10 protein-coding genes are annotated in these 14,951 nt (G+C 67.7%); 5 read left to right on the top strand and 5 right to left on the bottom strand.

Features of this window, described 5'->3' with window-relative positions; all coding sequences use genetic code 11:
- Position 1: 1 nt before the first annotated feature.
- Both AC5ZH6_RS12330 and AC5ZH6_RS12325 read right to left on the bottom strand, forming a co-directional pair.
- A complete protein-coding gene (locus tag AC5ZH6_RS12330) occupies positions 2-685 on the bottom strand; it encodes a hypothetical protein (protein ID WP_014359978.1) in 684 nt (227 codons plus the stop codon).
- Between the two features lie 148 nt (positions 686-833).
- A complete protein-coding gene (locus AC5ZH6_RS12325) occupies positions 834-3,668 on the bottom strand; it encodes an AfsR/SARP family transcriptional regulator (RefSeq protein ID WP_014359977.1) in 2,835 nt (944 codons plus the stop codon).
- A 105-nt stretch (positions 3,669-3,773) separates the two neighbouring features.
- Here AC5ZH6_RS12325 and AC5ZH6_RS12320 point away from each other — a divergent pair, with 105 nt between their 5' ends.
- Positions 3,774-5,321 (top strand): acyl-CoA synthetase, encoded by a 1,548-nt coding sequence (locus AC5ZH6_RS12320; protein ID WP_014359976.1) that lies wholly within the window; start codon positions 3,774-3,776, stop codon positions 5,319-5,321.
- 42 nt (positions 5,322-5,363) lie between these two features.
- Here the strand turns inward: AC5ZH6_RS12320 and AC5ZH6_RS12315 are convergent, their stop codons facing one another.
- On the bottom strand, positions 5,364-6,992 hold the full coding sequence (locus AC5ZH6_RS12315) for an ABC-F family ATP-binding cassette domain-containing protein (RefSeq protein ID WP_014359975.1): 1,629 nt from the start codon (positions 6,990-6,992) through the stop codon (positions 5,364-5,366).
- 220 nt (positions 6,993-7,212) lie between these two features.
- Here AC5ZH6_RS12315 and AC5ZH6_RS12310 point away from each other — a divergent pair, with 220 nt between their 5' ends.
- Genes AC5ZH6_RS12310 through AC5ZH6_RS12295 form a run of 4 tightly spaced genes read left to right on the top strand, consistent with a single transcriptional unit; the run spans position 7,213 to position 12,615 of the window.
- Entirely contained in the window at positions 7,213-9,246 is a 2,034-nt protein-coding gene (locus AC5ZH6_RS12310) for a glycosyltransferase family 2 protein (RefSeq protein ID WP_014359974.1), read from the top strand.
- Positions 9,243-11,471 carry a hypothetical protein gene (locus tag AC5ZH6_RS12305; protein WP_288337546.1) on the top strand — a complete coding sequence of 743 codons (2,229 nt, stop codon included), beginning with the start codon at positions 9,243-9,245 and terminating at the stop codon, positions 11,469-11,471. Before AC5ZH6_RS12310 ends, AC5ZH6_RS12305 begins: the two co-directional genes overlap by 4 nt.
- Complete coding sequence (locus AC5ZH6_RS12300) at positions 11,468-11,665, top strand: hypothetical protein (RefSeq protein WP_079929657.1); 198 nt, start codon at positions 11,468-11,470, stop codon at positions 11,663-11,665. The genes AC5ZH6_RS12305 and AC5ZH6_RS12300 overlap by 4 nt, the downstream gene beginning before the upstream one ends.
- Positions 11,662-12,615, top strand: a complete 954-nt coding sequence (locus AC5ZH6_RS12295; RefSeq protein WP_288337544.1) for a glycoside hydrolase family 16 protein — start codon at positions 11,662-11,664, stop codon at positions 12,613-12,615. Before AC5ZH6_RS12300 ends, AC5ZH6_RS12295 begins: the two co-directional genes overlap by 4 nt.
- Here the strand turns inward: AC5ZH6_RS12295 and AC5ZH6_RS12290 are convergent.
- Positions 12,597-13,940, bottom strand: coding sequence for a lipopolysaccharide biosynthesis protein (locus tag AC5ZH6_RS12290; RefSeq protein WP_288337543.1), 1,344 nt, complete (start codon positions 13,938-13,940; stop codon positions 12,597-12,599). The genes AC5ZH6_RS12295 and AC5ZH6_RS12290 overlap by 19 nt on opposite strands.
- The gene (locus AC5ZH6_RS12285) at positions 13,937-14,833 is read right to left on the bottom strand and encodes a glycosyltransferase family 2 protein (RefSeq protein ID WP_020171385.1); all 897 of its coding nucleotides are present in this window, start codon (positions 14,831-14,833) and stop codon (positions 13,937-13,939) included. Before AC5ZH6_RS12285 ends, AC5ZH6_RS12290 begins: the two co-directional genes overlap by 4 nt.
- Positions 14,834-14,951: the final 118 nt, after the last annotated feature.

The following is a 14,951-nucleotide window of genomic DNA, read 5'->3' as shown; positions in this document are numbered from 1 at the left end:
GTCACCTGTCGTGTGACCACGCGGTCGACGCCGTTCGTCCCCGGGCGGGCCACGCGACGAGCAGCCCGCCGAGGACCCCATACCCGAGGACGATCTGCGCACCACCGAGTACTGAACCGACGAACCCCAACGCCGACAACGGGATTCCCCACACCAGCCAGCTCTGCGCGAACAGCGTCTGCCACCGCAGAGCGCCATGCCAACGACCGGCGATCGCGACGCGAATGCCGATGATCAGCATGCCGAGCATCGACAACGGCCAGCACGAGTCGAACACCGTCCACACGAGCGAGCCCTGGATGAGCCAGAACGCGTCGAGCGTGGTCGAGACCATCGCGCCGGCGAGCACCACGGCCTGCGCCGTGTATCCGATACGCGCCACCCGCGCGGCGCCACCCTTACCGGTCATGGCCCGATCGCGGTACTGCAGGTGCAGCAACCCCAGTAGCGCCGCCTGGAACATCAGCGCAGCGATCCCGGTGAGGAGTGAGGGGGCACCGAACCCGTCCACACCGTCGAGACACGTGAGTGCGACTCCCCAGCTCATCGCGCCGACCACGAGGGCCGACCCGATCATCTGTACCCGGTTGGTCGGCAACGTGGGGTCGGGGGAGAGATCGTCGGTTCTCCGACGGCCGGGATCGGTACCCGTCGACTCCGCGGATGGGGAATTCTCGATGATCATGGGACATGTCCTCGGTGGATCGGGGCTCTCCGATGACGGAGAACTCGGTGCCGACAGCATGATCGGTGGCACTGGTAAATCACTTGGAGAGCGACCCGGCCACGGCGAACCCGGCCGGCGAGAACTGATCTCCGCCCATACCCGCGATCTACCCGATCGCGGGATTCCGGCCCGCCGCGGCGACGCGTTCGCGGATCAGCTCGGCGACCGCGGCGCGCTCGAGCGCACGACCCGTCGCCATCCCCTCCCCCAGCACCTGCGCGTCGATCCCCTCGGTCATCTCGTGTCCGTACGAGGCGAGATCGATGATGTCCATCCGCTCCGGCCGATATCCGGTCACTGCACCGTGGTGGTCGGCCACCCCGAGCAGACAGGCGGCGGCCTCGTGTTCGCCCCGGACGAACTCGACGTAGGCGAGCGTGTAGACGGCCACCATCCAGGACGTCAGATCGTCGATCCGTTCGCAGGCCGCGATCATCTCGGTCAGCTTCTCCTGTGCCGGGCCGTGCACCCGGCCGCGCGCGATGTCGTTCTTGGCATGGATCCACAACGCCGAGGCGACCAACCAGTCGTATCCGCACTCGCGCCCGAGCTCGACCGCCAGGGCGAGTTCGTCATCGGCCGCATCGTGGTCACCGGCGCGAAAACACGCGGCGCCGAGCGCCATCCGGGCCTCCGCCGCGACCTGCGGCAGCCCGTCGGACGTCGCCACCGACAAGGCGCCGCGAGCCAGGGCGATGCCGGACTCGACCGCACCGGCACCACCCTGGAAGAATCCCAGGGTCACCGCGGCATCGGCGTGGGCAAGACGGTCGTCACGACTGGTCATGTCCAGTGGCGCGCTGGACAGAGTCGCGTCAAGACGCCCCATCGAGTCGCGCAGCACATCCAGATCACCTGCGAGATAGGCGATCACGAGCGCGCCGCACAGCGCACGCAGCCTGTCGACAACGGGAATGCCAGGGTCGTCGGCCACCGTCAGGGCCGGTCGCAGCATTCGCAGCCCCTCGTCGACGTGGCCGCGACGGTACCAGTACCAGAAGATGCCACCGACGATCTGCGTGTACGCCGCCGGGTCGGCGTGGCGGCACCGCGCCAGCGCCGCATGAATGTTGGGCATCTCGGCGTCGAGACGACGCGTCCAGGCAAGGGTGTCGGGACCGCGCAGTCCCGCATCGACCTCGGCGCTCATCGCGCGCACCCACCGCAGGTGCGCTGCTTGCAAGGCGGCGGCGCGGGATTCATCAAGATGGTCGACGGCGAACTCGCGCAGCGTATCCAGGATGCGGTAGCGCCGCGGGTCGCCACCGAGGACGGTCACCATCGAGGAGTCGATGAGCGCCTCGAGGTCACCGAGCAGACGCGACCCGTGTCCGGTCACCGCTTCGGCTGCGCCGTGATCGAATCCGCCTGCGAACACCGTCAGCGCCTCGAACAACCGCCGTTGCGATTCGTCGAGGGCACGGTAGGACCCCTCGATGGCCGCGTACATGCTCGAGTGACGCTCACCCGCCGTACCCGGTAACGCGGCTCGCGCGGTACGCAGCAGTGCGAAGCGATCGATCAACAGGTGGTGCAGTTGCCGCACCGACAACATCGAGGTCCGCGCGGCCGCGAGTTCGATTGCCAGGGGCAGATTGTCGAGGGCCCGGCACAGGGTGACGATGTCGGCCGGGTCCTCGCTGCGCGCGGCGCGAGGCGCGCGTTCGGTGAACAGTGTTGCGGCCTCGCGCAGCGGTCCGACAACGTGGACATGCTCACCGGGAACACCGAGCCGCACCCGGCTGGTGGCGAGCACCCGCACGCCGGGGCATCCGGTCAGCAGCGCCAGGACGAGCTTCGCGACCTCGCCTGCCACGTGCTCACAGTTGTCGAGGACGAGTAGCGTTCGGCGCGAGCTCAGCAGTGCGGTGAGCACGTCGACTCCACCACTCGCGGTGACGCCGAGCACGCGCGTCGTGGCCTCGACGAGGGAGTCGTGATCCCGGGTGCCCGAGGCCTCGACGAACCACGGACCGTCGTGGTCGGAGCGCGCCGCGGCAACCGCCATCGCCAGACGTGTTTTGCCGATGCCGCCCGGTCCGGTGAGCGTCACCAGTCGATCGGTTCCTAGTGCGCGCTCGATGTCGGCGAGGTCGTCGCGCCGCCCGACGAAGGAAGTGAGCGCGACCGGGATGTGACGTCCCAGACGAGCGTGGGCGTCGTGCTCCACGTCGACGATCAAACCGGGATCGTGTCGCAGGATGGCTTCCTGCAGGGCCACCAGCGACGGTCCGGGATCGGCGCCGATCTCGTCGGCGAGCACGCCGCGCGCAGTCCGCAGGCTCTCCAATGCCTGCGCCTGCCGACCCGCACGGTACTGCGTCAGAGCGAGCAGTTCCCAGCGCTTCTCCCGCAGCGGATCGGCACGCAGGAGGGCGGACAACTCGACGATGACCGACTCGTGGTCGCCACATGCACTCGTCGCGGCGAGGTGGTCGTCGACGGCGTCGGCTCGCACCGCGGCGAGGCGCGTGGCTTCGATCTCGGCGAACTCCCAACCCTCGATGTCGCTGTACGCCGGTCCGCGCCACCGGGCCAGCGCCTGCGCGAGGATGTCACGCGCCGCCGCGGCGTTGCCGGACTCGAGTAGGGCGCGCCCTCGCTGCGCTTGTGCGACAAAGACATTCGCATCCACTGCGTCGTGAGGGATGAGCAATCGGTAGCCGCTTCCGGTGCGGACGAGCACCTCCGGCGACTTCTGTGCGTGCGCCGGCTCGAGAACGCGTCGCAGCGTCGAGACATAAGCCTGCAGAGTTCCGGTGGCCGTCCGTGGCGGGCTCTGATGCCACAGATCGTCGATGATCGTCGACGCCGACACCACCTCGCCACCCGCGATCAACAGACGCGACAGCAGGGCTCGTGGCAGCGGGCCCCCCAACGGCACCTCGACCCCGTCGACATGCACCGCCAGCGCGCCCAGAACGCGGACCTCGAATGGCATGTGACGACGATAAACGGATTCGGGCGATTCGGACAGATTCTCACCTACCGAGTGAGCGCTCGCTATAACCTTGCTTACAGTTGTCATCGCCGATGAGGAGAGATCGTGTTCCCTGGAGTCTTCGCCGCCCGTACCCCCGACAAGCCCGCCGTCATCCGCGCCTCGACCGGCGAGCAGTTGACCTACCGAGAACTCGACGAGAACTCCACACGCCTGGCCAATCATCTCCACTCCCTCGGCCTGAAGTCCGGGGATGCGATCGCCGTGGTCTCCGAGAACGACCTGCACATCTTCGAGGTCTACTGGGCGGCGCTGCGCAGCGGCATGTACGTCACCGCGATCAACCATCACCTGACGGCCGAGGAGACCAATTACATCCTCTCCGACTCCAACGCGCAGGTTGTCTTCGCGGGGGCGTCGGTGGCGCACGCCGTAGAGCGTGCGGGTGAACTCCCCGCCCTCGCCGCACCCGGACACCGACTCGTCTGGGGCGGCGAACTGCCCGGCTTCGACTCGTACGAGAAGGTCCTCGCGAGCGCGTCGTCGCAGCCGCGAACCGATCAGCCCCGCGGCACCGACATGCTCTACTCGTCGGGAACCACCGGACGGCCCAAGGGAATCCAGACCCCACTGCCGCAAGGCCAGGTCGACGAGATCCCCGACGCCTACACCGCGGTGTTCGCCCCGATGTACGGATTCGACGAGAATTCCGTCTACCTCTCCCCCGCGCCGCTGTATCACGCTGCGCCACTGCGGTATTGCGGCACCACCAATTCGGTGGGCGGCACCGTGGTGTTCATGGACCGCTTCGAACCCGAGGAAGCCCTGCGGCTCATCGAGACCTACCACGTCACCCACAGCCAGTGGGTGCCCACCATGTTCATCCGCATGTTGAAACTGCCCGAGGAGGTCCGCTCCCGGTACGACGTCTCGAGCATGAAGGTCGCTATTCACGCCGCCGCGCCCTGCCCGGCCGAGGTCAAGCGCGCCATGATCGAGTGGTGGGGCCCGGTGATCCACGAGTACTACGCCTCCACCGAGGCGGCCGGAGCCACGTTCATCGGACCCCAGGAGGCACTGGATCATCCTGGTTCGGTGGGCAAGCCGCTACTCGGCGTGGTGCACATCTGCGACGAGGACGGCAACGATCTGCCCACCGGCGAGGTCGGACTGGTCTACTTCGAGCGCGAGGAGGCCGTCTTCGAGTACCACAACGACCCGGAGAAGACCGCGCAGGCGCGGCACCCCGCGCACGACAACTGGTCGACCACCGGCGACGTCGGCTACGTCGACGAGGACGGCTACCTCTACCTCACCGACCGCAAGGCCTTCATGATCATCTCCGGCGGGGTCAACATCTACCCGCAGGAGGCCGAGAACGTCCTCGTCACCCATCCGGCCGTGTTCGATGTCGGTGTGATCGGCGTCCCCGATCCCGATCTCGGCGAGGTCGCCAAGGCGTGTGTCCAACTCGCGCCCGGGTTCTCACCCTCCGATGAGCTCGCCGCCGAGTTGCTCGACTTCACGCGCGAGAAGATCGCGGGCTACAAGGTGCCCCGTTCGGTCGACTTCGTCGACGACCTACCCCGGACCCCCACCGGCAAGCTCGTGAAAGGCATTCTCCGCAAGGCGTATTGGCCCTCGAACGTCTGACGATCGTTCGTCTGGGATCGGTCGGGGTGACCCCGGCCGGTCTCAGGCGAGTTCGATGAGTTCCTGATATTCCTCGGACCAGTGGTCCTCGGTGCCGTCGGGCAGCAGGATCACGCGCTGCGGATCGAGCGCGGCGGCGGCACCGGGGTCGTGGGTCACCAGGACCACGGCCCCGGTATAGCTGCGCAAGGCGTCGAGGACCTGTTCCCGCGAGATCGGGTCGAGGTTGTTGGTGGGCTCGTCGAGGAGCAACACGTTGGCCGCCGAGGACACCAATCCGGCCAGTGTCAGGCGCGTCTTCTCACCACCGGACAGGGTGCCTGCGGGCTGGTCGAGCTGCGCACCGGAGAACATGAACGCACCGAGCAGGCCGCGCAGGTCCTGTTCACCGGCATCGGGGGCGGCGTGCCGGATGTTCTCCCACACCGACGCCCCGTCGTCGAGGGTGTCGTGTTCCTGCGCGAAATAACCGATCTTGAGCCCGTATCCGGGTTCCAGGGAACCCCGATCAGGTGTCTCGACCCCGGCGAGCAGTTTGAGCAAGGTGGTCTTACCGGCACCGTTGAGACCGAGAATGACCACGCGGCTGCCCTTGTCGATCGCGAGATCCACCCCGGTGAAGATCTCCAGGGAGCCGTAGTTCTTGGTCAACCCCGACGCCATCAACGGCGTCTTGCCACAGGTGGCGGGATCCGGGAAGCGGATCTTCGCGGTCCGGTCGGCCACCCGCTCCTCCTCGAGGGAGTCGAGCATGCGGTCGGCGCGTTTGAGCATGTTCTGCGCCGCGGTGGCCTTGGTCGCCTTCGCGCCGAGTTTGGCGGCCTGTGTGCGCAGCGCCGACGCCTTCTTCTCGGCGTTCGCGCGTTCGCGTTTGCGCCGCTGCTCGTCGGTGGCGCGCGCGTCGAGGTAGCGCTTCCACCCCATGTTGTAGACGTCGGCCTCACCACGCACCGCGTCGAGGAACCACACCCGGTTCACCACGTCGGCGAGCAACTCGACGTCGTGGCTGATGACGACGAGTCCACCCTCGTGGTTCTGCAGGAATCCCCGCAACCAGGTGATCGAGTCGGCGTCGAGGTGGTTGGTCGGCTCGTCGAGCAGCAGCGTCGTGTCCGACTTCCCGGCACCGTCGGAAGCGGCAAACAGGATGCGCGCCAGCTCGATTCGTCGTCGCTGGCCACCGGACAGAGTGCGCAACGGCTGACCGAGCACACGGTCGGGCAGGCCGAGTGAATGGCAGATCCGCGCCGCCTCGGACTCGGCGACGTAGCCGCCGAGTGCGGAGAATCGCTCCTCGAGCTGCCCGTACTTCACGACCGCCTTGTCGCGCACCTTGTCGTCTGCCGCCTCGGCCATCAGCGCCTGCTGCTTTTCCATCTGGCGCATGATCGAGTCGAGCCCGCGCGCCGAGAGCACCCGATCGCGGGCGAGCACCTCGAGGTCGCCCTCCTTGGGGTCCTGTGGCAGGTACCCGATCTCGCCGCTGCGCACGACGGTTCCGGCATAGGGCTCGGTCTCCCCGGCCAGGATGCGCAGAGTCGTCGTCTTGCCTGCGCCGTTGCGTCCGACCAGCCCGATGCGGTCGCCGGGTTGGATGCGCAGCGCCGAGCCGGGCGCCGACAGCAGGGTCCGGGCGCCCGCTCGGACTTCGAGGTCGGTCGCGGTGATCACGACGGTCCAGTCTAATCGCCGAGCGACATCAAGACCGCATCGCGCGCATCCGCCCACGTCAGCGACACGATGCGGGCACGCGGTGCCAACATCGGACGGCCGATTGGGACGCCGGGTTAGGGTCTACTACACTAGCTTAGGCTCACCTTAGCGGCACCGAATCCCTCTGCGGCACGGAATCCGCGAGCCCGACCCGACCGGATTCGAGGGAGTACACCCGGTGACCTCACCCCATCCGCATGATCCCCATCCGCACGACGACGGCATCTGCGTCGTCATCTGCTGCTACACCGACGACCGCATGACGCTGCTGACACGCGCGATCGATGCGGTCACCGCACAACTGCATCCCGCCGATCGTCTCGTGGTGGTCACCGACCACAACGACGCGCTCGGGGACCGGGTGAAAACCCTGGTCCACGACCGCCCGGCACGCATCGATGTCGTGCCCAACGGACAGACCCGTGGGTTGTCCGGTGCCCGCAACACCGGCCTGCGGTGCGCGACAGAAGATCTCGTGGTTTTCCTCGACGACGACGCGGTGCTGCGGCCGGGCGGGCTCGCCGATGTGCGTCGAGCCTTCCGCGACCCGTCGCTCCTCGCCATCGGCGGGCGCGTCGAGGCCGCCTGGTCGGGCATCGGCGCTCCCGGCTGGTTTCCCGACGAGTTCGGCTGGGTGGTCGGCTGCGACTATCGGGGTATCGCCCCCGACGGTGCCGACATCCGCAATCCGATCGGCGCCGCGATGGCCGTCCGGCGTACCGCACTGGTCGAGATCGGCGGCTTCGCCGGCGAACTCGGGCGCGTCGGGGATCTGCCGGTCGGTTGCGAGGAGACGCTGATGGGCATCGAGTTGCACCGCCGGTTCACCGACGGTCGGATCGTGCGGAGGGCCGGATTCGCGGTCGACCACTCGGTCACCGAGTCCCGCGCGACTCTGCGGTACTTCCTGCGACGCTGTCTGCACGAGGGCCGGTCGAAGGCCGTGTTGCGCCGGATGGCCGGCGCGACCGACGCGTTCTCGGCGGAGACCTCCTACGTCCTGCGGACCATCCCCACCGGGGTCCTGCGTTACCTCGCTCAGCTGCTGCGCGGCGATCTCGGGGCGCTCGCGCGGGTACTCGTGATGGTGCTCGGCGTGGCGGTGACCGCTGCCGGTACGGTGTCGGCCCGGCGCGGCGGTGGCCCGGTGTCGGCCGCGCGGGCTCCGTACACCGGCACCGACACGGTGTCGGTGGTCATCCCGACGATCGGTCGCGACCTCCTCACCGACACGGTGAGAGCCGTTCTCGCCCAAGATCATTCACCAATCGAGGTCATCGTCGTGGACAACCGTCCGGCGTCCGGGCGGACCCGGCAGATCCTCGACGACTTCGACGATCCGCGGCTGCGGGTGGTCGACGAACCGTTTCCGGGCATCTCCGCGGCCCGCAACGCCGGTATCGCCGCGGCGACGGGACGAATCATCGCGTTCACCGACGACGACGCCCAACCACGTCCGGACTGGGTCTCGACGATCGTTGAGACCTTCGTGCGCGATTCCACCGGCACCATCGGCGCCGTGACCGGCCGCGTTGTCGGCGTGGAGTCCCTCACCGAGTTGCAGCAGATGTTCGAGGACGCCCGGGTCTTCGACAAAGGCGAGGACCTCACGGTGTGGGCGCTGCGCCCGCATCCGACACACGTCGCGGCGGGCGTTGCCGGCGAGCACAACTTCTTCTTTCCCTACACCGCGGGCCAGCTGGGCAGCGGGAACAATCTGGCGCTCGCAGCCGAGATCCTGCCGCACACCGGGGTGTTCGACGAACGCCTCGGAACGGGAACCCCGTCGCGCGGCGGTGAGGACCTCGACCTGATGCGTTCGGTCATCCTTTCCGGATGGGCGATCGCGTACCGCCCGGACGCCGTGGTGACGCACTACCACCGCGACAACATGGCCGAGTTGCGCACGCAGAGTTACGGATACGGCACCGGGATGTCGGCGTCGCTGACCAAGCTGGCGTTGTCCCGGCACGGCCTGGCCCTGGCCTGGCGTATTCCCGCGGGTCTGCGCGCGCTGTTGGTGCCCGGGTCGGAGAATGTCTCGGCGTTCGCCCGGGAACAATGGCCCGACGAACTGCGCACACTCGAACGGCGCGGCTATTTCGCCGGACCTGCACTGTTCTTGCGCGGCCACCGTCGCTGCCGCGGCCGGGCGATGCCCGGCACCGGTACCGGCCACGCCGGTGCACATCCGACGGGATCGACCGTATGACGCTGACCACAGACCGATCCGAGGCCGCGACCGGAACCGATCGCCACTCGGTCGGGTACGGCTTCCCACCGCGGGCAGCGCTGTCGGTGGCTGCGGTCCTCGCGGTGGTGCTGCTCCTCCTCGACATCGCCGCCGCGGTCGACCTCGACGTCGCCGGCGCCGGGGTGCGCGCGGTACTCGTCTTCGCCGGCGTCCTCACCCTGCCCGGCCTGCCACTGGTCATCGCACTGCGCATCCCCGGCCGCGCGTTGTCGGCGATTCTCGCCGCGGCGATCTCCTTGTCGGTCACCGTACTGGCGGCGCAGACCACGATGATCGCGGAATGGTGGAGTCCGCTACGCACGCAAGCGATTCTGATGGTTGCCACACTTGCGGTGTGTCTCTGGACCTGGCGCACCCTGCCCGCGGCGACCCGGTCGGGAACCTGGCGGCTCGGTCGTCGAACGTGGACCCGCAGCCGGGCGCGGAGCCTCGTGGCACTGGCGGTGGCACTGGCGCTGTTCGTCGTGTCCGCCGTGTCACTGGATGTGCTGCGGGTCGGTCGATTCGGCGTCATCGCAGGTGTGGACGCCTACTTCTTCGTCGGGCTCGCGCTGCTCGCGGTGGTGATCGTCGCCGCGTTGGGCGCCCGACGCCTCGACCCGCTGGTGCTGTCGGTCTCGACGGTGCTCGCCGTCGTCTACAACGGAATGCTCGTCGGTGCTGCCACCGGCGAGACATCGATCCCGACGTCCTTCGTCCACCGCGGTTTCATCAGCATCCTCGCCCAGGGTCACGCGCTCCCCGATCAGATCGACGCCCGATTCAGCTGGGCCGGATTCTTCAGCATGGCCGCCCACGTCCAGACCGCGGCCGGATTACCGGACGTCACCGGCGTTCTGGTGTGGGCACCACTGGTGTCGGGTGTGGTGATGTCCTTCGGCGTCTACGCCATCGCGATCGCGGTGACCGGCCGCGCCCGCCTGGCGTGGATGTCGGTGCTGCTCTACCACGGTTTCAACTGGTATCAGCAGGACTACTTCGCACCGCAGGCCATGGCCCTGATCGGTTACACCGCCATCCTCGCGACCCTGCTGTGGCAGTTGCGTCGGGCACCGCTCCCCGACTTGGGACAGGGGCGAATTCAGCGTGTGCTCACCGCGTTTCGACGCACCCCGGGTCGCGTACCCGGCATCGGCGCGGGACGCACCCTGGCTCTCGAGGCGATCCTCGTCGTCATCGTGGCAGCGGGCACCGTCTCCCATCAGATGACCCCGATCCTCACGATCGTGGCGTTGGCGGCGTTCGCGGCGACCGGAACCACCCGCTACCGCACGCTATGGCTGGCGGCCGGCCTGATCTTCGCCGCGTGGTTCTCTTACGGCGCCACCGACTTCTGGCTTGGTCACCTGCGGTCCCTCGTCGAGGAGGTCGGCAAGGTCGGCCAGTCGGTGGAGGCCGGCGTCGGTGATCGACTCAGCGGCGATCCCACCTACACCCGAATGCAGTATCTGCGCATGATGGCCTCCGGTGGATTCGCCCTCATCGGCCTCATCGGCTGGTTCGTCTGGCGGGCCAAGCGAACGCGGCTGATCGCCGGACTCCTCTGTGCCGCACCGTTTCTGCTGGTGGCACTGCAGAGTTACGGCGGTGAGATGATCATCCGCTGCTTCCTGCTCGCCTCACCCGTGCTCGCGCCGTTCGTCGCCCTGACCCTGGCCTGGGTCGGCCACCGGATCGACATGGCCCGTCGCCGACGACCGGGATCGTCACGTCTGACCGTGCTGACGTCGATGGTGTTATGCGTCGCGGTGTTTGCCGTCGGTGTCCTCGAAACCACCAACCGCGGATTGAACACTGCATTCGAGGCGTCCACCCGCGACGAGGTGGTGCTCACCGACGAGTTCATGGCGACGATTCCCCCGGATTCGCTGGTCATGAGTTTCAGCCACGCCCCACACTCGGTCGGCATTCGTCGCACTCTGGACCCACACGGCCCGAAGTTCGCGTTCATCGACTCCTATCCCTGTTTGAACAACATCGCACTGTGCACCGAGCAGCGCGATCCCGACTTCGTCTACATCACCAACCAGGGGATCCAGATGCTCGTGCTCCAGTACGGCCAGGACCCGTCGTGGTTACGTCAACAGATCGACGAGGTCGTCGATACCGGACGCTTCCGGGTCACGGTCAACACCCCGAGCGTGCAGATCCTCCGCAACGTGAAGAACGGACCGACATCATGAATCTCACCATCGCCGCGTTCGTCGCCGGCGCCGTGCTGCTCGTGGTGGGCGCGGCACTTCGCGAATTCCAGGTCCCCGCATCGGGTACGACGGGCCGGGGTCGCCTGGCACATCGGGTGACCATCCTGGTGGCCGCGTGCACCGTGGTCGCCGCCTGCCTGACCGTGCAGCGCCTCGCGGTGATGGCGCTGTGAGACGGCCCCGGCGGAAACGACCAGGATCACAACGCCCGCGGCTGCTGCCGATTGCGTTGGGCGCCACGCTGATCGCCGGCGTCGCCGCATGCGAACCGGCGTCGGGCGACCCGATGCACAACGCCGCGCAGACGACCAACTGCGTCGGCTCAGGGGTCGACGGCGCGGGCACCACGCCCACCGCCCAAGACCGACGATTGTGGAAGCGCGAGTTCGTCGACACCTTCGATCGATGTGACCTCGGCAATCGCTGGAGTACCTATTCCGGGTCGCCGGGCGGCAATCCCGTCGGCCGGTGGGATGCGTCGATGGTGCGCGTGCACGACGGAGTGCTGCGACTCCTGGGCGAGAAGACCACGTCGGGCTGGGTGACCGGTGGCGTCTCCAACTATCCGGTCACCCAGACCTACGGGCGGTGGGAGGTGCGGATGCGGGCCACCGACAGCGCCGATCTCTCCTATCACATGCTGTTGTGGCCCAAGGACGAACAATGGCCGCCCGAGATCGACTTCGCCGAATCCATCGCCTCCCGGCGCGATCAGATGTCGGCGTTCGTGCACTGGGTCGACGCCCGAAACCGGGACGGGGACAACAAGAAAGCCCACGCCGAGGTGAGCGGCGACTTCGGCGACTGGCACACCGTCGGCGTCGAGTGGCTGCCCGGGCTGATCCGGTACCTGCTCGACGGCCGGGTGTGGGCGGAGGTCCGTGATCCGGTGATGGTGCCGTCGGTGCCGATGTGGCTCGGCATGCAGGTCGAGGCCGGAGCGTGTGAACGTCGAGCCGACTGGGGTATGGCGACATGCTCACCCGACGAACCACGTCCGACGCATGGTGAGGTCGAGATCGACTGGGTGGCGGTGTATTCGCCCATCGACGACGTCGCCGCGTTCACCAGTGCCGGATACCTCACGCCGACACCGGGAGCCGCTCAGCTCGGAGCGAGCTGAGCGCGCCCCGTCACCGCGCGTGTGAGCGGCACCGCGACGAGTAGGGCCGCGGTGCCCTCGGCGATGATCATCGCCCACCCCGCGGCGATCAGCCCGTGATCGCCGATCCACGCGGCGGTCAACGACAGCATCGTCACGGCACTGATCACCTGAACCGCCAACGCCGGACCGAGCCGGCACCGCACACGGCAGATGCCGACGTAGGCCAGGCCCACCGCCGCGAGCGGGAGTGCGGTGGCACCGAGCCGCAGCAGGACGGTGCCGTGTGCGGCGTAGTCCGGTCCGGCCAGCCGCAGGAACACCGGGCCGATCACGATCAGGACCAGCGCGGCCACCATCGCTCCGCCGACGAGAATGGCCACGAACTGCCGCGTACGACGCAGGGCCACTTGGACATTCGGCGACACCGGGGAATTCGGCAACACCGGGGAATTCGCGGGCCGTGCGGCATCGTCGGCACTCATCGCCGCCACATACGGGCCCAGCAGCATGGTCAACAGCACCAGCACCGCGCTCACCAGAGACCACACGATCGAGAAGTACGCATTCTGATCGGCACCGACCCGCGCGATCACCACCGGCGGCAGGATCAGCGGGGTGATCGCGCCGGCCACATAGACGCCGTAATTGCCTGCGAGAAAACGGCGTTGGGTCCGCCACGCGGGCAGCGCCATCGATGTCGACGCGAGATCGGCGGCACGCAGCCGAAGTTCGCGGCGAGCGACCCACCACAGCAGAGCGGCCGCGATCGCCGCCGTCACCACCCAGCTGCCGATGAGACCGAGCCGGTCGGCCGACAGTGCGAGCGCGGCCGCAGCGGCGAGTTTGGCGACCGCGTGCACGATGTTCTTCTGGGCCGACCAGTCGGCGCGTCCCATCGCGATGCTCACGTGGTCGAGCATCGCGAACGACGACAGGACCACCACCACGATCGGGAACATCCACATCTGCACGGCGCCGTCGAACATCTCCGACGTCGGGCCGACGATCAGGAACCCGCAGCCGAGCAGCGCGCCGCAGCTCGCTCCGATCAGCAGTCCTCGGCTCGGAAGTGTCAGGCTGCGTTCACCGGCAATCGGGAGAAACCGTTCGAGATAAGCGCCGATTCCCAGGTTGCCGAACGCCGAGAGCATGGTGGCGGTGGTGATCACCGCGGCAGCGGCTCCGACCTCCGACGCCGGGTACATGCGCCCGGCCAGGACCCAGTAGACCAACCCGAGAACCGCGGTTCCCAGACCCGAGACCACCAGTGCCGCCGAGCTTCTCGCGATCGTCTGACCGGTCGGTGCAGGCCCGTCGGACAGATCGGCGCGAGCGGCGATCACCCCGCGAGTTCGTCGGATGCGAGTTCGATCGCGGCACCCGCGCGCACTCCGTGACGCGTCGCCGACCGGTGCGAACGCCAGTGCTTGAACTCCTGGTTGATGGTGCGCAACACGCGCATGCCATCGCTGTAGGCATTGAGGTTGCTGCGCCCGTGCAGTCGTGGCCCCTCGAAGCTGCCGACCTCGGTGATCCGCAGACCGGCGGTGGCCAACCGAACGTTGATGACGGTCTCGATCTCGAACCCGTCCCCCCATTGCGCCCGTCGATATCCGGTGGGCGGCAACTCGATCTGCTCGGCGTGACGCGCCCAGAAGGCGTTGTAGCCGTAGCAGAGATCGGTGAACTTCGTGTGGAAGTAGACGTTGACGATGGTGTTGAGGGCTTTGTTGCCGATCCGTCGCAATGCGGTGATGTCGGTGCTGCCGCCGGCGCCGACGAACCGACTGCCCTTGGCCAGGTCGGCGCCCTCGACCAGCGCCTGCACGAACAGCGGGATCTCCGCCGGATCGGTGGAGCCGTCGGCATCGATCGTCACGATGATGTCGCCTGTGCAGGCCTCGATCCCGCACGCGAGTGCATTGCCCTTGCCCGAGCGGGTCTGGGTCACGAAAGTGGCCTCGGGCCACAGCTTTCGGGCCACCGCCACGGTGTCGTCGGCCGAGTTGCCGTCGACGAAGACGATCTGATCGATGCCCTCGGGCATCCGGAAAGCCACATAGGGCAGATTCTTGGCCTCGTTCATCGCCGGGATGATCACCGAGACGCTCGGACGAGAGCCCGCCGCGTCGGAGATGGGCGAAACGTCACCATGCCCGATGGGCGAAACGTCACCGTGCCCGATGGGCGAAATGTCACCGTGCCCAATGATTTCCGGTCGTGCGCTGTCCTGCATGGGTCCCCACTCGTTGCGGTTCGAACTACCTGAAGTTAGGCTTAGCGTAGACTAAAGGTTAGCCTAACCAAAGCCCGGTTCGCCGGAGTGCCGCACTTCACACCTTCTGCGGCGAATT

This window comes from Gordonia sp. YC-XJ4 (genome assembly GCF_059511865.1).
This window is presented reverse-complemented; position numbering and strand designations above follow the sequence as displayed.